The 18,868-nt window shown below is 58.7% G+C and carries 20 protein-coding genes; 12 read left to right on the forward strand and 8 right to left on the reverse strand.

All coding sequences use genetic code 11. The annotated features are described in order from the left end of the window. Positions 1-12: 12 nt before the first annotated feature. The 6 genes from FN633_RS14860 to FN633_RS14885 form a co-directional block, all read right to left on the reverse strand. The gene (locus FN633_RS14860; RefSeq protein ID WP_154058235.1) at positions 13-612 is read right to left on the reverse strand and encodes a KpsF/GutQ family sugar-phosphate isomerase; all 600 of its coding nucleotides are present in this window, start codon (positions 610-612) and stop codon (positions 13-15) included. Beyond that, complete coding sequence (locus tag FN633_RS14865) at positions 609-2,246, reverse strand: FGGY-family carbohydrate kinase (protein WP_042389014.1); 1,638 nt, start codon at positions 2,244-2,246, stop codon at positions 609-611. The genes FN633_RS14860 and FN633_RS14865 overlap by 4 nt, the downstream gene beginning before the upstream one ends. 17 nt (positions 2,247-2,263) lie before the next feature. Then, positions 2,264-3,217, reverse strand: coding sequence for an ABC transporter permease (locus tag FN633_RS14870; RefSeq protein ID WP_042389016.1), 954 nt, complete (start codon positions 3,215-3,217; stop codon positions 2,264-2,266). Between the two features lies 1 nt (position 3,218). Then, complete coding sequence (locus tag FN633_RS14875; RefSeq protein WP_042389017.1) at positions 3,219-4,205, reverse strand: ABC transporter permease; 987 nt, start codon at positions 4,203-4,205, stop codon at positions 3,219-3,221. Then, positions 4,198-5,706 (reverse strand): sugar ABC transporter ATP-binding protein, encoded by a 1,509-nt coding sequence (locus FN633_RS14880; RefSeq protein WP_154058236.1) that lies wholly within the window; start codon positions 5,704-5,706, stop codon positions 4,198-4,200. Before FN633_RS14880 ends, FN633_RS14875 begins: the two co-directional genes overlap by 8 nt. Positions 5,707-5,809: 103 nt before the next feature. Further along, positions 5,810-6,793 (reverse strand): autoinducer 2 ABC transporter substrate-binding protein, encoded by a 984-nt coding sequence (locus FN633_RS14885; protein WP_154058237.1) that lies wholly within the window; start codon positions 6,791-6,793, stop codon positions 5,810-5,812. Between the two features lie 398 nt (positions 6,794-7,191). Between FN633_RS14885 and FN633_RS14890 the strand changes: the two genes are divergently transcribed. Beyond that, the gene (locus tag FN633_RS14890; protein ID WP_154058238.1) at positions 7,192-8,331 is read left to right on the forward strand and encodes a 3-phenylpropionate MFS transporter; all 1,140 of its coding nucleotides are present in this window, start codon (positions 7,192-7,194) and stop codon (positions 8,329-8,331) included. On the opposite strand, the gene csiE is transcribed toward FN633_RS14890, so the two are convergent. Then, the gene (gene csiE / locus FN633_RS14895; RefSeq protein ID WP_154058239.1) at positions 8,328-9,605 is read right to left on the reverse strand and encodes a stationary phase inducible protein CsiE; all 1,278 of its coding nucleotides are present in this window, start codon (positions 9,603-9,605) and stop codon (positions 8,328-8,330) included. The two genes, FN633_RS14890 and csiE, sit on opposite strands and share 4 nt — an antisense overlap. A 124-nt stretch (positions 9,606-9,729) precedes the next feature. Here csiE and FN633_RS14900 point away from each other — a divergent pair, with 124 nt between their 5' ends. Continuing rightward, on the forward strand, positions 9,730-10,371 hold the full coding sequence (locus FN633_RS14900) for a DUF1007 family protein (protein WP_154058240.1): 642 nt from the start codon (positions 9,730-9,732) through the stop codon (positions 10,369-10,371). Further along, positions 10,368-11,342 carry a nickel/cobalt transporter gene (locus FN633_RS14905; protein WP_154058241.1) on the forward strand — a complete coding sequence of 325 codons (975 nt, stop codon included), beginning with the start codon at positions 10,368-10,370 and terminating at the stop codon, positions 11,340-11,342. The genes FN633_RS14900 and FN633_RS14905 overlap by 4 nt, the downstream gene beginning before the upstream one ends. An 85-nt stretch (positions 11,343-11,427) precedes the next feature. On the opposite strand, the gene suhB is transcribed toward FN633_RS14905, so the two are convergent. Continuing rightward, complete coding sequence (gene suhB, locus FN633_RS14915) at positions 11,428-12,231, reverse strand: inositol-1-monophosphatase (protein ID WP_154058242.1); 804 nt, start codon at positions 12,229-12,231, stop codon at positions 11,428-11,430. Between the two features lie 123 nt (positions 12,232-12,354). On the opposite strand from suhB, the gene trmJ reads away from it, so the two are divergent. The 9 genes from trmJ (at position 12,355) to iscX (ending at position 18,849) form a co-directional block, all read left to right on the forward strand. Next, a complete protein-coding gene (gene trmJ / locus FN633_RS14920; RefSeq protein WP_154058243.1) occupies positions 12,355-13,086 on the forward strand; it encodes a tRNA (cytosine(32)/uridine(32)-2'-O)-methyltransferase TrmJ in 732 nt (243 codons plus the stop codon). Between the two features lie 171 nt (positions 13,087-13,257). Then, positions 13,258-13,749: a Fe-S cluster assembly transcriptional regulator IscR gene (gene iscR / locus FN633_RS14925; RefSeq protein ID WP_042389039.1), complete on the forward strand. Its 492-nt coding sequence runs from the start codon at positions 13,258-13,260 to the stop codon at positions 13,747-13,749. 139 nt (positions 13,750-13,888) lie between these two features. Continuing rightward, complete coding sequence (iscS, locus tag FN633_RS14930; RefSeq protein WP_042389040.1) at positions 13,889-15,103, forward strand: cysteine desulfurase; 1,215 nt, start codon at positions 13,889-13,891, stop codon at positions 15,101-15,103. Positions 15,104-15,130: 27 nt separating this feature from the next. After that, entirely contained in the window at positions 15,131-15,517 is a 387-nt protein-coding gene (gene iscU / locus FN633_RS14935; RefSeq protein ID WP_042389043.1) for a Fe-S cluster assembly scaffold IscU, read from the forward strand. 15 nt (positions 15,518-15,532) lie between these two features. After that, the gene (gene iscA, locus FN633_RS14940) at positions 15,533-15,856 is read left to right on the forward strand and encodes an iron-sulfur cluster assembly protein IscA (protein WP_042389045.1); all 324 of its coding nucleotides are present in this window, start codon (positions 15,533-15,535) and stop codon (positions 15,854-15,856) included. Positions 15,857-15,928: 72 nt separating this feature from the next. Beyond that, positions 15,929-16,444, forward strand: coding sequence for a co-chaperone HscB (hscB, locus tag FN633_RS14945; protein WP_154058244.1), 516 nt, complete (start codon positions 15,929-15,931; stop codon positions 16,442-16,444). A 15-nt stretch (positions 16,445-16,459) separates the two neighbouring features. Then, entirely contained in the window at positions 16,460-18,310 is a 1,851-nt protein-coding gene (gene hscA, locus FN633_RS14950; protein ID WP_154058245.1) for a Fe-S protein assembly chaperone HscA, read from the forward strand. A 1-nt stretch (position 18,311) separates the two neighbouring features. Next, a complete protein-coding gene (fdx, locus tag FN633_RS14955) occupies positions 18,312-18,647 on the forward strand; it encodes an ISC system 2Fe-2S type ferredoxin (protein ID WP_034459208.1) in 336 nt (111 codons plus the stop codon). Between the two features lies 1 nt (position 18,648). Further along, entirely contained in the window at positions 18,649-18,849 is a 201-nt protein-coding gene (gene iscX, locus FN633_RS14960; protein WP_042389051.1) for a Fe-S cluster assembly protein IscX, read from the forward strand. Positions 18,850-18,868 lie beyond the last annotated feature (19 nt).

Below are 18,868 nucleotides of genomic sequence, written 5' to 3' on the forward strand. Positions count from 1 at the left end.
TTGGCGGGCGTGTTACCGCTTGCTGCGCAACGTAACGCCCACATCGCCGCCGGGATGCACCGCCAGCAGGCTCTCTTTCGAGTATCCGCTCTCACTCATCAGGCAGGCACAGGCGGCATCGAAAATCGCCAGCGCCAGCACGATGGAGGTGGTTGCCAGCATGTTCAACGGATCGATCTCACGCCGCACGCCGGTAGAGATCACCAGCCGGGAGGCGCGGGCAATCGCCGAATCGGCATTCTCGGTCACGCTAACCAGCGGCACGCTGCGGGACGCCAGCCCTGGCAGGAGACGCGTCAGCTCGTCGGAGTTACCCCCGCGCGAGAGCATGATCATCAGGTCGTCGGCGCGTAAAAACCCCAGGTCGCCGTGCGCCGCGTCGGTAGCGTTCAGGTAGATCGCCGGGCGCTCCACGCAGGCCAGCATATGGGCAATCTTCCGTGCTGCAATACCGGAGGTGCCCACACCCGTCACCACAATTTTGCCTTTGCAGCCGCGCAGTTCAGCCAGCAGTGCCTCCCACTGTGGCTCGCTGAGGTGCTGACCGAGCCCGGCCAGCGCTTCGCTATAGATACCCCAGGCGGCGGTTGCCTGCTGCCACGATTGACTCATGCTCCCTCCTGCATCAGCTGACGGTACTTCATGTGATCCTCATACATCGCATGGAATACCTTGTACTTGCGGTCATAGTACTGCTTGATCTTGTTGGTCTGCGGCGTAACGGTCTTACCGATCCGGCTCATGGCCGACATCGCCTCCGGGAAGGTTTCGAACACGCCCGCCGCAAGGGTACCCATCATCGCGCCGCCGAGCAGCATCGCTTCGCTCTCTTCCGGCAGCAGCATGGCGCAGCCGGTGGCGTTGGCGTGCTCCTGAACAAAGATCGGGTTCTTGGTGCCGCCGCCGCTGGCCATAATGGTGTCGATGGTGTAGCCAGTCTGATTCATGGTTTCAATAATATGCCGGGTGCCGAGGGCAATCGCCTGGATGGTCGCCAGATAGTGCAGGGCCATATCCTCCGGCGTACGGGAGAGCTTCAGGCCGCTAATCACCCCGGTTAACGTCGGGTTAGCACGCGGCGAGCGGTTGCCGTGGAAGTAGGGCAGAATATGAATATCGCGGGTCAGGAAAGCGATATCTTCCGGCTCGCCGGCCATCTTGCGCAGCAGGGCGTTGAGTACTTCATAGATGGTCTGCCCCTGGGTTTTCGCCTGCGCCAGCAGGGTTTCATAGCAGGGGTGAGACTGAATAATATGGTCGATCAGCGCCCCGGTTGCCGACTGGCCGCCTTCGTTAAGCCAGTAGTCCGGCAGCACCGCCGAATAATAAGGCCCCCAAACGCCGCCGATAAAGCGCGGCTGCTGGGAGATCGCCATATGGCCCGTCGAGGTGCCGCCAATCAGCGCTACGCGGCGATCGAAATCCGCTACTTCGCCAGAGACGCCGCTAGCTCCCAGGGTGCCGAGGGTACCTGCATGGGCGTCGATAATCGACACGCTCACCGCGGTGCCGGGGATCAGCCCCATCTCGCTGGCAGCGCGCTGCGTCAGGCCGTGGCCGAGCGGTTCGCCCATGGTTTTAACGTAGCGGCCAATTTTCTCCGCGTCGTGCTCAAGGAGATCCTCTAGCCCAATCTGGCGGAAGTAGCTCCCGTCCCACTTATCCTCGTGGCCCATGTAGGTCCATTTGCAGACGGTGGAGCAGAGCGAGCGGGTGTCGTCATCCGTGGCGCGCCAGGTCAGGAAATCCGGCAGGTCAAAATAGTAGCCCGCGTTAGCCCAGGTATTCGGCATGTGCTGCTTCAGCCACAGCAGCTTCGGGGTCTGCATCTCGGGCGAGATAATCCCGCCGACGTAGTCCAGCACCCGGTGATGCAGGGCGTTGATACGATCGGCCTGGGTAATGGCGCGGTGATCCATCCAGACGATAATGTTCTGCTCGCTGCGCCCGGAGGGGCTGATGGTCAGCGGCTTACCCTCTTTGTCCAGCACCACCAGCGAGCAGGTTGCGTCGAACCCCAGGCCTTTCACCTGAATGGGATTGATGTCTGCCTGGTTAACCGCATCGCGCACTGCGTTGCACACCATCTGCCAGATATTGTCGGAGGACTGCTCAACGAAATCAGCCTGCGGACGATACATTTCAATGGCCCGGCTGGCCTGGCTGACCATTCTGCCGTTTAGATCAAATACGCCCGCCCGGGCGCTCCCTGTGCCTACGTCCACACCAATGAAGTAACTCGCCATAATTTGTTCTCCTGACATCAGGCTTTACGATTCTGTAATGCGATAAAGAGGATCAGCACGGCACCCCACAGCGCCATCGTCAGATAGCTGCTGATCCCCAGCAGATTAAAGCCACTTTCCAGCATCTGCAGCACGATGAGGGCCAGCACCAGGCCGACGATGCGGCCAAATCCGCCGTCGGGGTTAATGCCGCCCAGCACCGAGGCGAGAATGGTCACCAGCAGATAGGATTCGCCATAGCCCGCCTTTGCCGAGTTAAATTTCGCCATCATCAAAATAGCGGCGACCCAGCCGAGCAGGGCGGAGATGACATACACCGCAATCTGCACGCGGACGGTATTCACGCCGCTGTAGCGCGTGGCCTGCTCGTTGGAGCCCACCAGGTAGAGGCTGCGTCCGAGGGTCGTGTGCTCCAGCAGAACCCACAGCAGCACCGCTACCAATAAAAAGAGCAGCAGCGCCACGGGGATGCCCACCACGGTGGCATTGCCCAGGAACTGGATCGCTGCCGGGAAGCCGGAGATCACCGTCCCGTTAGAGAGCAGAATATTGAGGCCAGAGATCAGCGTCATGGTGCCGAGCGTGGCGAGGATAGGCGATACCCCCACCCAGGCGATCAGCGCCCCGTTCAGCGTGCCGATCGCCACCGCTACCGCCGCGCCAGCCAGTAGGGCCAGCGCCAGGAACAGCGGATTATCGGGATGGCTAACAATCACCGCCGCCATCACCAGCGAGCAGGCGTTAGCGCCAGCGATAATCGACAGGTTAATGCCACCGGTAAGCATGGTGATCCCCATTCCCAGCGCCAGCATGCCGAGGATCGGCAGCTGCGAGGTGATGGACTGGAAGTTAGCGACGCTGAAGAAGCGGCTGCCCAACAGCGCCGAGAAGACCACGGCAACGACGATAATGATCACGCACTGCAGGCGGATGATGGCATCACCGGGTAAGAGTCGTGCGATTGCTTTCATCTCAAAGCTCCCTTGCGAGTTTGCGTTTTTCATTCCAGGCCGTGGCGCTGATGCTGACCAGGATGATGACGCCGCTGAATACGGTGTGCCAGTAAGAGGAAACGCTCAGCAGCGTCAAGCCGTTTTGCAGAAACGCCAGCAGCACCACCCCAAGCAGCGTGCCGGTTAAGGTGCCGCGTCCGCCGCTCATGCTGGTCCCGCCCAGCACCACCGCCGCCAGCACCGTCAGCTCATAACCGAGCAGTGAGTTGGGGGCAACGGACTGGGTGATCTGCGCCTGCACCACGGCGGCGACCCCGGCGAGAATGCCCATGTAGCCGTAGACGTAGAAGTGCAGCTTCACCAGATTCAGCCCCAGGCGTGAGGCCGCGTCGCGGTTGCCGCCCATGGCGTAAATCTGGCGGCCAAGGCGGGTAAAGTTCATTAGTACGGCGGTGAAGATAATGACCGCCGCGAGGCAGAGCAGGGGCAGGGTAAGGCCGTAGTCGTACCCGTCGGCGGCGGTGAACGACAGCCAGTTGATGCCGTTCATAAACCAGTCCGGGAAGCCGTACAGCCAGGTGCCTTTGGTGGCATAAACCAGCAGGCCGTAGTAGACGTTGAGCGTCGCGATGGTGATGATAATTGCCGGGACTCGCAGCCAGTAGACCAGGAAACCGTTGATCAACCCGAGCAGCAGGCCGACAGCCATCGCGATGATCAACGCCAGAGCAAAGTTGCCGCCGTGGGCGATCACCCAGCTTGCCATTGCATACTGGGCAATGGCGGTCATGGCCGGGAAGGAGATGTCGATCCCACCGGAGATCAGCACCACGAACAGGCCGCAGGCGAGGATCCCGAGGATCGCGTAGCTGGTGGCGACGTCCGTCAGATTGCCCAGCGAGAAGAACTCGTCGGTGCTGATGCTCAGCCCGACCGCCAGCGCTACCACCAGCAGCCCAAGCCAGAACTCATGTTGCCCGACCAGGCGGGAAAGTCTGTTATTCATGGATCACCTCAACCACTTCAGCAATCTCCTGTTCCGTACAGCGATGCGGATTAAACTCTGCCACCAGCTTGCCGCGGCGCATAACCAGCACGCGGTGGCTGTTGTAATAGGCTTCCGGGATCTCATCGCAGATCATCAGCACCGCCATCCCCTGTTCCGCCAGGTCGCGGGCAATCTGGTAGATACCCTCTTTATTGGCGATATCCACCCCAACGGTGGGGGAGTCGAGGATCAGGATGCGTGGATCGGTCGCCACCCATTTCGCAATGGCGATCCGCTGCGCGTTCCCGCCGGAGAGGGTTTTCACCGGTAGATGCGGGTCGGAGACTTTGATATTCAGGTTGCGGATCAGATCGGCCACCAGCTTTTTCGCCTTGCCGTGATCCAGCAGGCCACCGCGCGTGTGTAGCTTGTCAAATACCGTGACGATGGTGTTGTCGTAGATCGACTGCTCCATGATCAGCCCTTGGGTCAGGCGATCCTCTGAGACGTAGCCGATCCCGTGCTTAATGGCGTCATGGTTATTGCGCAGGGTGACCGGCTTGCCATTGATGCGCATCTCTCCGCTCTCCGGGTGGGTCATGCCGAACAGGCTCAGACAGAGCTCGGTTCGCCCGGCACCCAGCAGGCCAACGATAGAGACAATCTCGCCGCTGCGCAGCGACAGGTTGATATTCTGGTATTTGCCTCGCCGGCTGAGGTTACGCAGCTCCAGCATCGGCTCCTGATCGGCGGACGGTTTTTCCGGCAGTGGACTGTAGTGGAAACGCTGGCCGGTCATCAGGAACGCCAGCTCGTGGCTGTCGAGCTGGCTTGCCGGATAGGTCCCCACCAGCTTGCCGTCGCGCATGACGCTGATGCGATCCGCCACTTCCATCACTTCGTCGAGACGGTGGCTGACGAAGACTACGCAGATCCCGACGGCTTTCAGTTCGTTGACCACCCGCAGCAGGCCGTTAACCTCCTGACGGGTGAGGGAGGCGGTGGGCTCATCCATAATTACCAGCCGGGCGTCGGCGGCGATAGCGCGGCAGATCGCCACCAGCTGACGGTCGGCAATAGAGAGCTTCTCGACTTTTTTATCGGGATCGATGCTGACGCCGATGCGCTGCATTGCCGCCAGCGCCTGCTTGCGCATTGCGCCGCGCCGAACCCAGACGTCGCCGCCCGGCAGATAGCGGTTAACGGCAATGTTCTCCGCCACGCTGAAGTTGGGAAACAGGGAGAGATCCTGGTATATAACCTGAATGCCGTAGTGGGCAGAAAGCTGCGGCGTTAGGTGGTGGAACAATTTGCCGTCGAGCTGGATCTGCGCCCCTTTTTCCGGGTGATAGACGCCGGAGATCACTTTAATAATGGTGCTCTTACCGCAGCCGTTCTGCCCTGCCAGACAGTGAACTTCCCCTTTCTGTAGCGTCAGGTTCACGTTATCCAGCGCCAGCACGCCCGGGAATTGCTTGCTGATATTCTCAAGAGTGATAAATGCGGTGGTGTCGGCCATGGACAATACCCCTGCGAGCGCCCGTGTGGGCGCTTAAGTCATTCTGTACGAGTGTGCCGGCCAGACGGCCGGCGTTGAGGTTCCCTGGTGTAGGCGGAGAGCCTTAGAAACCGAGCGACTGTGCGTTATCTTTGGTGACTTCGAGGATCTTGTTAAAGCGGATCACTTTCTTCTCCATGTCGACATCGGCTTTCCCTAAACCGTCGATGGTCAGATCGGACGTGACTTCTTTACCCTTCAGCAGCTGGTTGGCAACGGTTACCAGCGCATAGCCCGCATCTTTCGGATCCCACAGCAGCGCTTTCTTGATATCGCCGCGCATCAGGTAAGGTGCGGCCTGGGCTGGCATGGCGATACCGACCACCGCCACTTTCTCTTTCGCACGCTTCTTCTGCACCGCCTGACCCGCACCGATAGGGCCGAGGGAGCCGAAGCCGATCACCCCTTTCATCTGCGGATAGGTTTTCATCAGGTCCAGAGTCGTGGAGTAGGATTTGTCGATGCTCTCGGCCACCGGCAGGCGCGACGTCACCTCAAACATGTCCGGGTATTTCTCTTTCTGATATTTAATGGCGTAATCGGCCCAGGCGTTATGCAGCGGCACCGTCAGGGAGCCAACGTAAATGGCGTAGCCGCCTTTGCCGCCCATGTCTTTCGCCAGCTCATCGACGTTGGCTTGGGCATACTTCTCGCTGTCGATGGTTTCAATATCCCACTGGCCAATCTGCTGATCCGGTGACTCATGGGTCAGCACTACGATGCCTTTATCGCGAGCTTTTTTCAGCACCGGCTCCAGCACTTTAGCGTCGTTAGGCACCACGATAATGGCGTTAACGTTTTTGGCGATCAGATCCTCAATCACCTTCACCTGCTGGGCCGGATCCGGCGTAGAGGGACCGGTCTGATAGGCGTTAACGTCGAGCTTTTTCGCCGCTTCGTTGACGCCGGTTTCCATACGGTTAAACCACGGAATGCCGGTCACCTTGGCGACCACGGCAATTTCATACTTCTCCGCTGCAACCGACGTACCGGAAATCATGCATGCAGAAATCAGGGCTGCGCTGAGCAATGCGAGTTTGAATTTCATAGTTCTACCTTTTTTAGGGACCGAGGCATGTCACGGAGGGAAGATTAGCAATGAAGGGAAGGGGAAACGTATCGCAGAAATTTGAATTGTGATCTGTGCACGAAAATGTAAATTTATGGATAATTTTAGGTTAAAATAAAGTTAAATATTAATAATGTCATTACGTTATCAATGGCTATTTGTGTTAAAAAATAATTATTTTATAACTTAAATTTAACATTTATTTATCATTTGACTTAAGTGCGACGTGGTTTCTTCAGCGCGCATCAAATTACAAATATGTGAACTGAATCGAGGCAAGCAAATTCACGCTTCGCCAAACGGTGGGGGTCTTTCAGGTTTGCTTGCACCTGTGGAGTTTTAACGCCAGACTAACGCCTTCAAAACGGGAGGGATTCATGGTTTTGCATTCCACGCGCTGGCTGGCGCTGAGCTACTTTACCTACTTTTTCAGCTACGGCATCTTTTTACCTTTCTGGAGCGTTTGGCTCAAGGGTACCGGACTGACGCCGGAAACCATCGGCCTGCTGCTCGGGGCAGGGCTGGTCGCCCGCTTTCTCGGCAGCCTGACCATTGCCCCTCGGGTCACCGATCCCTCCCGGCTGGTGTTCGCCCTACGCGTGCTGGCTCTGCTGACGCTGTTGTTTGCCCTGGCCTTCTGGGCTGGCAACCACGTTGGCTGGCTGATGGCGATCATCATCGGCTTTAACCTCTTCTTCTCGCCGCTGGTGCCGCTCACCGACGCGCTGGCTAACACCTGGCAAAAGCAGATCGTCATGGACTATGGCCGGGTACGCCTGTGGGGATCGATCGCCTTTGTGATCGGCTCGGCGCTGACCGGTAAGCTGGTGAGCCTCTTCGACTACCGGGCGATCCTGGCGATGCTTACTCTGGGGACCATCTCCATGCTGCTCGGGATGCTGCTGCGCCCGTCGGTGATGCCGATCGGGGAGCGTCGGGCGCAGGCCGCCGCTGGCTGGCCCGCGTGGCGGAGCCTGATCGGCCAGAATGGGCGCTTTCTGGCCTGCGTCTCGCTGCTGCAGGGGGCGCACGCTGCCTACTACGGCTTTAGCGCCATCTACTGGCAGGAGGCGGGCTACTCTGCCTCAACGGTGGGCTATCTCTGGTCTCTGGGCGTTGTCGCGGAGGTGATTATCTTCGCGCTGAGCAACCGCCTGTTCCGCCGCTGGAGCGCCCGGGATCTGCTCCTGCTGTCGGCGGTGTGCGGCATAGTGCGCTGGACGTTGATGGGCTGGACCACGGCGCTGCCGTGGCTGCTGGTGGTGCAGGTCCTGCACTGTGGAACCTTTACCGTCTGCCACCTGGCGGCGATGCGCTATATCGCTGCCCGCCAGGGAAGCGAGGTGATCCGCCTGCAGGCCGTCTACTCGGCGGTGGCGATGGGGGGCAGCATCGCGGTAATGACCATCTTTGCTGGCTTCCTGTTCCAGCATCTGCACCAGGGCGTATTCTGGGTGATGGCGCTGGTCGCGCTGCCCGCGCTGTTTGTCCGGCCCGGCGTTACCGCCCGGACCTAAGACTCCAGCATGTCACGAATATGTAACTGCTGCTGCTCGCTCAGGGTCATCACCGCATGGATCAGCGGGGCAGAGAAGAGCGGCAGCGGCGTCACGTAAGGCGTCACAATCAGGGCGGCCTCACGCGGGGCTCCCTCCTGCTGGAAGGTGGTGAGCGGCAGATACTTGATATTCAGCGGCAGCAGCGTCAGCTCGCGCAGCTGCTCCTCAATGGCCCGTTCCCGCTCGGGCGCGTCGTCAGTCAGCAGGACCACCTGCTTCTCGTGCAGATCGTTCTCCTGCATCAGCCATGCGCCAAAGATAACCGCCACCAGGCCCGCCTCCTCATGGGTAAAGCACAGGTTGTACTCCTCCTCCAGACAGAGCAGCGCCTCGCGGGTGGTACGCATCAGCCGGGGGTAGAGCAGATTAATCTCCTCCGTCAGGCTGGTATCGATCCCGATGCCAAACAGGCTACGGTTCAGCGCCTGTGCCAGATGAATATAGAGCTGATCGGTCAGGCCCTGCTCATCGCTAAAGTCCATCCCGGAGAGGTCGCGAAAACGTTCGATTGTCCGGTGGATAGCTCCCCGCAGCCGCATGTCCTGCTGATGGCTGTCGCGGATCGGATCCGGCGTGCGCAGCAGCATAAACAGCACCGCCAGAAAGAGATGCTCGCTCACGTGCGGGATCGGAACCACCCGGCGCTGCCAGTGACGGATAATCTCATGGGCGACCAGATACTCTGCCCGCGCCTCGGCCCAGGCCTGCTGCAACGGTGCAAACGCGGGCGTAAAGCCAAGCTGGTGCACAAGCAGGCAATATTGTAGATAGAGACGGAGAAACTGAATATCTCGCTGCTCAAACTGCCGCTGAAGGCGACGGGAACAGAGATTAATCAGGGCGTGCAGGTTAGTATCGTCATACAATGTTCTGGCGATACCCTGCTGCTTAAGCGCGTTTTTTAGCGCCGGAGTAAAGTGAGCGCTAACAAAGTTGGGGCAGAGACGAATGGCACGCTTGAGCCAGTGGATGAGGCAGAGACGCTGGTCGAGGGCCGCGCCCTCAATGCGATAGCTGCCGTCCTGCTGCACAGTAATGTTCAGCCGGTGGTAGCGCTGGATCTCATGACCCGTGTCGGCAATATCTTGCCGGGTGATTGTGCCGTCCACGTTGTTCAGCTTGCCGAGTATATCTGGTGTCACCGTTTGTCCTGGCAGGGCGAGCATTAGGAGTACATGACAGCGGCGTTGTGAACTGGAGAGCACAGATGGCGGTATCGTTACGGTTGTCATCTGCTGGATTCCAGTTAGGGGTTTCGATAAGAATAGCTAAAGGATACGGCGGCGAAAGCCCTCCAGTCGGGCTTTCCATCAGGATTGCCGGGGGGCGTCACAGAATTTTTCTCGTAAGGAACACATGCAAACAGTTAAACCGTACGCTGGCGCGCTGGTTTTCGCGTTTTTATCGCTTCCCGCGCTGGCGCATCCCCATAGCTTTATTCGTCTGCAAACCGAGCCGGTAGTGGCGGACGGACAGCTTGTTGCGCTCGATATGCGCTGGACGATGGATGAGATCACTTCAGCCGATCTGCTCTACGACGCCGGTGACGCTACGCCGGAGTCACCGGTATGGAAAAAGCTGGCGGCGGAGGTGATGGCCAACGTGCTGGGGCAGCACTACTTTACCGAGGTCTGGCATAACGGGCAGCGGGTTAAGTTTCTCAACCGGCCTACGCACTACGGCATGTCGCGGGTCGATCACCAGGCGGTGCTGACCTTTACCCTGCCGCTGGCCACGCCGCAGCCGCTGGCCGGGCAGCGCTACACCTTTTCCACCTTCGATCCCACTTACTATGTCGATATGACCTACCAGAGCGAGCGCGACATTATGCTCTCGGCCGATCTGCAAAAGCAGTGTAAGACAGAGCTGCACACGCCGACGCCGGGAGAGGAGACCTTAGCCTTTGCGCAGTCGCTGGATAAAGCGGATGCGCCGCCGGAGGATATGGATCTCGGCAAGCAGTTTGCCCAGACCGTGACCCTGGAGTGCAAGGCATGATGCTAAGTTCGGTGAGAAGCGCGCCCCGCTGGCGTGCGCTCTGGCCGCTGGCCCTCCTGCTGCTCTGTGCAGTGGTGGGTGGGGTGCAGCTGTGGCACGCCTGGCCCCGGATCATGCTGGAGAGCGCGGGCTGGCAGCGGGAGGTTAACCAGCAGATGAGTGCCCTGTTAAAGGGCGTGGCGGCGGATCCGAGCCGGGCGGGTGGGGCGCTGCTGCTGTTTAGCTTTCTCTACGGGGTGCTGCACGCCCTTGGGCCGGGCCACGGTAAAGTGGTAATAACCACCTGGCTTGCCACTCATCCGTCAAAATTGAGGTCGAGCATTGGCCTGACCCTGGCCTCATCGCTGCTACAGGGACTGGTAGCCATTGTGCTGGTGGTCGTGGTGCTGACCCTGCTCCAGCTGCCTGCTCGCCAGCTGCATATGAGCAGCTACTGGTTAGAGAAGGGAAGCTATGCCCTGGTGGGCGTGCTGGGACTTCTGCTCTGCTGGCGGGCGCTGAACAGGCTGCGTCGTCTCTTACGCAGGCCGACCTTTACCGCTTTTACGCCACATCATGTACATGACGCCCACTGTGGCTGCGGGCATCAGCATCTGCCCACGCCGGAGCAGCTTACGCGCGGCGATGACTGGCGCGCCCGGCTGATGATTATTCTGTCGATGGGGATGCGACCCTGTTCCGGGGCGATCATGGTCCTGCTGTTCAGTAAAGTCATCGGGGTGTTTAGCTGGGGAGTGGCATCGGCCATGGCGATGGCGGCAGGTACGTCGCTAACCATCTCTTCGTTGGCGCTGCTGGTGCATAGCTTTCGGCGGCTGGCGGTCAAACTCGGCGGCAATAAAACGCCGGTGCTGTGGCAGCAAGTGGGGTGGTCAACGCTGGCTTTAGCCGGAGGTGTGATTTTGGTAACGGCGGCGGTGGTAATGTGGCTCAGTGCAGTGCCGGTGGGAAGGGGATTACGACCGTTTTAAAACGCCGAATGGCGCTACGCTTATCCGGCCTACGGGTACGATGTAGGTCGGATAAGGTGAAACCGCCATCCGGCGTTAGCGATGCTTAACGCTTCAGCGCTTCGCTCAGCTCGTCACGCATGTTCGCCAGCATGGCTTTCACCACGCGCGGATTACCGGCGACGAGGTTACCGCTCATCATATAGTTGTGGTTACCGGTGAAATCACACACCAGACCACCCGCTTCACGAACCAGCAGCTCGCCTGCGGCGAAATCCCACGGCTTCAGGCCGATCTCAAAGAAACCGTCTACGCGGCCAGCGGCAACGTAGGCCAGATCCAGCGCGGCAGAGCCGGTACGGCGGAAGTCTGCGCACTCGGTAAAGAGTTTACCGACGATCTTGATGTAGGTCTGGGCATGCTGTTTGGCTTTGAACGGGAAACCGGTCGCCAGGATGGTGCCATCCAGATCGCGAGCGGTGCTGCCGCGCAGGCGGTAGCCGTTAAGCTGTGCGCCCTGACCACGGGTAGCGGTGAAGAGTTCGTTACGCATTGGATCGTAAACCACGGCAACTTCGGTACGGCCTTTAATGCGCACGGCGATAGAAACCGAGAAGTGGGGCAGACGCTTGATAAAGTTGGTGGTGCCATCCAGTGGATCGATAACCCATTGCACATCCTGATCTTCGCCTGCGTGTTCACCGGACTCTTCGGTGATAATGGTATGTTGCGGGTAAGATTTGCGGATAGTGTCGATAATCACGGCCTCGGCGGCTTTATCAACGTTAGTTACGAAATCATTGCTGCCTTTCTGGTTGGTTTCAACAGAGTCTGGCGTTTCGTAGTGTTTGGCAATTACATTACCCGCCTTGCGCGCTGCGCGCACGGCGATAGTCAGCATTGGATGCATCGGTATCTCTCACTGGATGTTAAAGAACGGGGGGTGAAAACGGCGCAGAGTATACCAGCGAGTTCGGATTATGTCTTTGCTTTATGCTAATATGCGCAAATATTCTTAAGACGCTGAAAAACTATGCTGCAAAATATACGAATCGTGCTGGTTGAAACCTCTCACACCGGCAACATGGGCTCCGTTGCCCGCGCCATGAAAACCATGGGCTTAACGAATCTTTGGCTGGTTAACCCGCTGGTGAAGCCGGACTCCCAGGCCATCGCCCTGGCCGCCGGGGCCAGCGACGTCATCGGTAACGCACAGATTGTCGACACCCTTGACGAGGCGCTGGCGGGCTGTAGCCTGGTGGTGGGCACCAGCGCCCGCTCCCGTACGCTGCCGTGGCCGATGCTCGATCCGCGCGAGTGCGGGCTGAAGAGCGTGAGCGAAGGGCAGCACGCGCCGGTGGCGCTGGTATTTGGCCGCGAGCGCGTGGGCCTGACCAACGAAGAGTTGCAGAAGTGCCACTATCACGTTGCCATTGCCGCGAACCCGGAGTACAGCTCGCTGAACCTGGCGATGGCGGTACAGGTTATCGCCTATGAAGTGCGCATGGCCTGGCTGGCGGCGCAGGAAGCCGATGCTGAACCAGCAGAGGAAGAGACGCCCTATCCGCTGGTAGACGACCTTGAGCGCTTCTACGGCCACCTGGAGCAGACTCTGCTGGCGACCGGTTTTATCCGTCCCGATCATCCGGGACAGGTGATGAACAAGCTGCGCCGACTCTTTACCCGCGCGCGTCCAGAGAGCCAGGAGCTGAACATCCTGCGCGGAATTCTGGCGTCGATTGAGCAGAAGAATAAAGAGCAATAAAACGGCACAAAACGCCTAATACCTGACTAAAACAGTCAAGTAAATAGTTGACCATTTTAGTCGGGAATGTCACACTTGCGCCTGCTATGTAACAGACCATTTATAACTGTTTTTATAACTATCTATATAACGACAACCCCGGGCAGGGGCGAGTTTGAGGTTAAGTAAGACATGAGACTGACATCTAAAGGGCGTTATGCCGTTACTGCAATGCTGGACGTTGCGCTCAACTCTGAATCGGGCCCGGTTCCGTTGGCTGATATCTCCGAGCGTCAGGGCATCTCCCTCTCTTATCTGGAGCAGCTCTTCTCCCGCCTGCGCAAGAATGGCCTGGTGGCCAGCGTGCGCGGTCCGGGCGGCGGTTATCTGTTAGGTAAAGATGCCAACAGCATCGCCGTTGGCGAAGTGATCAGCGCCGTTGACGAATCGGTAGACGCAACCCGCTGTCAGGGTAAAGGCGGCTGCCAGGGCGGCGATAAGTGCCTGACCCACGCGCTGTGGCGTGACCTGAGCGATCGTCTGACCGGCTTCCTGAACAATATCACCCTCGGTGAACTGGTCAATAACCAGGAAGTGATGGACGTTGCCGATCGCCAGCACAGCCAGGAAACACAGCGCACGACCCGCGCGCAGGACGCAATTGACGTCAAACTGCGTGCCTGATTTACCCGTTCATACGGGTAACACACTATAAAAAAGATTTATGAACCAGGCCGGAGCGCCACGCTCCGCCACGTCGGCCGTACATCCAGCCGGTTGCCTGGTTCCTTGCATTGAAGCGATGTACGGAGTCTATAGAGCAATGAAATTACCGATCTATCTCGACTACTCCGCAACCACGCCGGTGGATCCGCGTGTTGCCGAGAAAATGATGCAGTGTCTGACCCTGGACGGAAACTTTGGTAACCCAGCTTCCCGTTCACACCGTTTTGGCTGGCATGCTGAAGAGGCGGTCGATATCGCCCGTAATCAGATTGCCGAGCTGGTTGGCGCTGATCCGCGTGAAATTGTTTTCACCTCCGGTGCAACCGAATCTGACAACCTGGCGATCAAAGGTGCTGCCAACTTCTACCAGAAAAAAGGCAAGCACATCATCACCAGCAAAACCGAACACAAAGCCGTGCTGGATACCTGCCGTCAGCTGGAGCGTGAAGGGTTTGAAGTGACCTATCTCGCGCCGCAGAGCAACGGCATTATCGACCTGAAAGAGCTGGAAGCCGCCATGCGCGACGACACCATTCTGGTCTCCATCATGCACGTCAACAACGAAATCGGCGTGGTACAGGATATCGCCACCATCGGCGAACTGTGCCGTGCGCGCGGCATCATCTACCACGTTGATGCAACCCAGAGCGTGGGCAAGCTGCCTATCGATCTGAGCCAGCTGAAAGTTGACCTGATGTCCTTCTCCGGCCACAAAATCTACGGTCCGAAAGGGATTGGCGCGCTGTACGTGCGTCGTAAACCGCGTATTCGTATCGAAGCGCAGATGCACGGCGGCGGTCACGAGCGCGGCATGCGTTCCGGTACGCTGCCTGTGCACCAGATCGTTGGCATGGGTGAAGCCTACCGCATCGCCAAAGAAGAGATGGACACCGAGATGGCACGCCTGCGTACGCTGCGTAACCGTCTGTGGGACGGCGTGAAAGATATGGAAGAAGTGTATCTGAACGGCGATCTTGAGCAGGGCGCACCGAACATCCTCAACGTCAGCTTTAACTACGTTGAAGGCGAGTCGCTGATCATGGCGCTGAAGGATCTCGCGGTCTCTTCCGGTTCCGCCTGTACCTCTGCAAGCCTTGAGCCATCCTACGTGCTGCGCGCGCTGGGTATGACTGACGAGCTGGCACACAGCTCTATTCGTTTCTCTTTAGGTCGTTTCACTACCGAAGAAGAGATTGACTACACCATCAATCTGGTTCGCAACTCCATTGGCCGTCTGCGCGACCTCTCTCCGCTGTGGGAGATGTTCAAACAGGGCGTGGATCTGAACAGCATTGAATGGTCTCATCATTAATCGGTAGCGGTATCAGGAGAATTTAAAATGGCTTATAGCGAAAAAGTAATCGATCACTACGAAAACCCGCGCAACGTTGGCTCTTTCGACAACAGCGATGCCAGCGTTGGCAGCGGCATGGTGGGTGCACCGGCCTGTGGCGACGTCATGAAGCTGCAGATCAAAGTGAACAACGATGGCATCATCGAAGACGCGCGTTTTAAAACCTACGGCTGCGGCTCGGCGATCGCCTCCAGCTCCCTCGTGACCGAGTGGGTGAAAGGTAAATCCCTGGACGAAGCCCAGGCGATTAAGAACACCGACATCGCCGATGAGCTGGAGCTGCCGCCGGTTAAGATCCACTGTTCTATCCTGGCGGAAGATGCAATCAAAGCTGCGATTGCGGACTACAAAAGCAAGCGTGACGCGAAATAACGAGCGGAGGTTTGTATGTCGATTACCCTTAGCGACAGTGCTGCCGCGCGAGTAAATAGCTTCCTGGCCAACCGGGGTAAAGGGTTTGGCCTGCGCCTGGGGGTGAGAACCTCCGGCTGTTCGGGTATGGCCTACGTGCTGGAATTTGTTGACGCGCCTGCGGCAGAAGATACCGTGTTCGAAGACAAAGGCGTTAAGGTCGTGGTCGATGGCAAAAGCCTGCAGTTCCTGAACGGCACTCAGCTGGACTTCGTAAAAGAGGGCCTCAACGAAGGGTTTAAGTTTACTAACCCGAACGTGAAAGATGAGTGCGGCTGCGGCGAAAGCTTCCACGTTTAACCGCGCCTGAACGACTCAACCCCACTGCTCTGCGGTGGGGTTTGCTTTAACCCGCCTAACCCCGAGACTGTTATGGATTACTTTACCCTCTTTGGGTTGCCCGCCAGCTATCATCTGGATACCCAGGCGCTGGCTACCCGCTTTCAGGATCTGCAACGTCAATACCATCCCGACCGGTTTGCCAGCGGCACCTCTGCTGAACAGCTTGCCGCCGTCCAACACTCTGCGACCATCAACCAGGCATGGCAGACGCTGCGCCATCCGCTGCCGCGCGCCGAGTACCTGCTCTCCCTGCACGGTTTCGACCTCGCCAGTGAGCAGCATACCGTCCGCGACACCGCCTTCCTGATGGAGCAGCTAGAGCTGCGCGAAGAGCTGGATGAGATTGAGCAGGCCCGCGATACCGATCGGCTTGAGGCGTTTCTGAAGCGCGTCGCGGCAATGTTTACCGCGCGCCACCAGACCCTGGTAGAGCAGCTTGACGGCGAGTCGTGGAGCGATGCCGCAGAGACGGTGCGTAAACTCCGTTTTCTCGATAAACTACGCAGCACAGCAGAACAACTCGAAGAAAAGCTGCTCGATTTTTAAATTTCGGAAGCAAACATGGCCTTATTACAAATTAGTGAGCCGGGCATGAGTGCCGCGCCGCACCAGCGTCGTCTGGCGGCGGGCATTGATCTGGGTACAACACACTCCCTGGTGGCTACCGTGCGTAGCGGCCAGGCAGAAACGCTGCCGGACAGCGACGGGCGTCACCTGTTGCCGTCCGTGGTGCACTATCAGCCGCAGAGCCACCGGGTGGGCTTTGAGGCGCGCAGCAATGCGGTCAACGATCCGGCTAACACCATTAGCTCGGTTAAACGCATGATGGGCCGCTCGCTGGCCGACATCCAGGCGCGCTACCCGCATCTACCCTATCAGCTGCAGGCGAGCGAAAACGGCCTGCCGATGATCGCCACCGCTGCGGGCCTGCTGAACCCAATACGCATCTCTGCCGATATCCTCAAGGCGCTGGCCGCTCGCGCCACTGAAGCGCTGGCAGGCGAGCTGGACGGCGTGGTCATCACCGTCCCGGCCTACTTTGACGATGCCCAGCGTCAGGGCACCAAAGACGCCGCGCGACTGGCGGGCCTGCACGTGCTGCGCCTGCTTAACGAGCCGACGGCTGCCGCTATCGCCTACGGCCTCGACTCCGGCAAAGAGGGCGTGATCGCCGTTTACGATCTGGGCGGCGGCACCTTTGATATCTCTATCCTGCGCCTGAGTCGTGGGGTATTTGAAGTGTTAGCCACCGGCGGCGACTCCGCGCTGGGCGGGGACGACTTCGACCACCTGCTGGCGGATCGCATCCGTGAGCTGGCGGGCATCAGCGATCGTCAGGATCCGCGCCTGCAGCGCCAGCTGCTGGACGCTGCCATCGCCGCAAAAATCGCCCTCAGCGATGCTGAAAGCGTCGACGTTGACGTGGCGGGCTGGCAGGGCAGCATCACCCGCACTGAATTCAACGATCTCATCTCCTCCCTGGTTAAACGCACGCTGCTCTCCTGCCGCCGGGCGTTGAAAGACGCAGGCGTTGAGGCCGATGAGGTGCTGGAAGTGGTGATGGTGGGGGGCTCTACCCGCGTGCCGCTGGTACGCGATCGCGTCGGCGAGTTCTTTGGTCGCCAGCCGCTGACCACTATCGATCCCGATAAGGTTGTCGCTATCGGCGCGGCTATTCAGGCCGATATTTTGGTCGGCAACAAGCCGGACAGCGAAATGCTACTGCTGGACGTGATCCCACTGTCGCTGGGTCTGGAGACCATGGGCGGGCTGGTAGAGAAAGTGATCCCGCGTAACACCACTATTCCGGTAGCACGCGCTCAGGAGTTCACCACCTTTAAAGATGGCCAGACCGCTATGTCGATCCACGTGATGCAGGGCGAGCGTGAACTGGTCGCCGACTGCCGCTCGCTGGGTCGCTTTACCCTGCGCGGCATCCCGGCGCTGCCTGCTGGCGGGGCGCACATTCGCGTGACCTTCCAGGTAGACGCCGACGGTCTGCTGAGCGTCACCGCCATGGAGAAATCCACCGGCGTGGCCGCCTCCATTCAGGTTAAGCCCTCCTATGGGCTGACCGACGGCGAAATCGCCACCATGATCCAGGACTCCATGAGCTTTGCTGGCGAAGACGTGAAAGCGCGAATGCTGGCAGAGCAGAAAGTGGAGGCCGCGCGCGTGCTGGAGAGTCTGCAAAGCGCGCTCGGAACCGATGCCGCGCTGTTAAGCGCCGCAGAACGTCAGGTTATTGACGACGCCGCTGCACGTCTGCGTGTAGCCGCCGAGGGCGATGACGCTGACGCCATAGAGCAAGCCATTAAAAATATAGACAAACAAACCCAGGAGTTTGCCGCACGCCGCATGGACCAATCGGTTCGTAAAGCGCTGAAGGGCCACTCTGTGGACGAGGTTTAATATGCCAAAGATTGTATTTTTGCCCCATCAGGATCTCTGTCCGGATGGCGCTGTGCTGGAAGCGAATGTCGGTGAGACCATTCTTGACGTTGCCCTGCGTAACGGCATTGAGATTGAACACGCCTGCGAAAAATCCTGTGCCTGCACCACCTGCCACTGCGTTGTGCGTGAAGGCTTTGACTCGCTGGCAGAGAGCACCGAAGACGAAGACGACATGCTGGATAAAGCCTGGGGTCTGGAGCCGGAGAGCCGTCTGAGCTGTCAGGCTCGCGTCACCGACGAAGACCTGGTGGTCGAGATGCCGCGTTATACTATTAACCACGCGCGGGAGCATTGATATGGGCCTGAAGTGGAGTGACAGCCGTGAAATAGGCGAGGCGCTGTATGACGCTTACCCGGATCTCGATCCGAAAACCGTGCGCTTTACCGATATGCACCAGTGGATTTGTGAACTGGACGACTTTGATGACGAACCAAACGCATCCAATGAAAAGATTCTGGAAGCGATTCTGTTAGTCTGGTTAGACGAAGCGTCATAATGCACAGCGGGCTGCCTTC

The organism is Pseudescherichia vulneris (assembly GCF_902164725.1).
GTDB classification, from domain to species: Bacteria; Pseudomonadota; Gammaproteobacteria; order Enterobacterales; family Enterobacteriaceae; genus Pseudescherichia; species Pseudescherichia vulneris.

Bases quoted from the DNA above. Each gene is read 5' to 3' on its own strand.
- hscA (WP_154058245.1), top strand. From the start codon at position 16,460: ATGGCCTTATTACAAATTAGTGAGCCGGGCATGAGTGCCGCGCCGCAC.
- trmJ (WP_154058243.1), top strand. From the start codon at position 12,355: ATGCTGCAAAATATACGAATCGTGCTGGTTGAAACCTCTCACACCGGC.
- FN633_RS14880 (WP_154058236.1), bottom strand. From the start codon at position 5,706: ATGGCCGACACCACCGCATTTATCACTCTTGAGAATATCAGCAAGCAA.
- FN633_RS14865 (WP_042389014.1), bottom strand. From the start codon at position 2,246: ATGGCGAGTTACTTCATTGGTGTGGACGTAGGCACAGGGAGCGCCCGG.
- FN633_RS14870 (WP_042389016.1), bottom strand. From the start codon at position 3,217: ATGAAAGCAATCGCACGACTCTTACCCGGTGATGCCATCATCCGCCTG.
- fdx (WP_034459208.1), top strand. From the start codon at position 18,312: ATGCCAAAGATTGTATTTTTGCCCCATCAGGATCTCTGTCCGGATGGC.
- hscB (WP_154058244.1), top strand. From the start codon at position 15,929: ATGGATTACTTTACCCTCTTTGGGTTGCCCGCCAGCTATCATCTGGAT.
- iscS (WP_042389040.1), top strand. From the start codon at position 13,889: ATGAAATTACCGATCTATCTCGACTACTCCGCAACCACGCCGGTGGAT.
- suhB (WP_154058242.1), bottom strand. From the start codon at position 12,231: ATGCATCCAATGCTGACTATCGCCGTGCGCGCAGCGCGCAAGGCGGGT.
- csiE (WP_154058239.1), bottom strand. From the start codon at position 9,605: ATGACAACCGTAACGATACCGCCATCTGTGCTCTCCAGTTCACAACGC.
- iscX (WP_042389051.1), top strand. From the start codon at position 18,649: ATGGGCCTGAAGTGGAGTGACAGCCGTGAAATAGGCGAGGCGCTGTAT.
- FN633_RS14905 (WP_154058241.1), top strand. From the start codon at position 10,368: ATGATGCTAAGTTCGGTGAGAAGCGCGCCCCGCTGGCGTGCGCTCTGG.
- FN633_RS14875 (WP_042389017.1), bottom strand. From the start codon at position 4,205: ATGAATAACAGACTTTCCCGCCTGGTCGGGCAACATGAGTTCTGGCTT.
- FN633_RS14890 (WP_154058238.1), top strand. From the start codon at position 7,192: ATGGTTTTGCATTCCACGCGCTGGCTGGCGCTGAGCTACTTTACCTAC.
- iscA (WP_042389045.1), top strand. From the start codon at position 15,533: ATGTCGATTACCCTTAGCGACAGTGCTGCCGCGCGAGTAAATAGCTTC.
- iscR (WP_042389039.1), top strand. From the start codon at position 13,258: ATGAGACTGACATCTAAAGGGCGTTATGCCGTTACTGCAATGCTGGAC.
- FN633_RS14860 (WP_154058235.1), bottom strand. From the start codon at position 612: ATGAGTCAATCGTGGCAGCAGGCAACCGCCGCCTGGGGTATCTATAGC.
- FN633_RS14900 (WP_154058240.1), top strand. From the start codon at position 9,730: ATGCAAACAGTTAAACCGTACGCTGGCGCGCTGGTTTTCGCGTTTTTA.
- FN633_RS14885 (WP_154058237.1), bottom strand. From the start codon at position 6,793: ATGAAATTCAAACTCGCATTGCTCAGCGCAGCCCTGATTTCTGCATGC.
- iscU (WP_042389043.1), top strand. From the start codon at position 15,131: ATGGCTTATAGCGAAAAAGTAATCGATCACTACGAAAACCCGCGCAAC.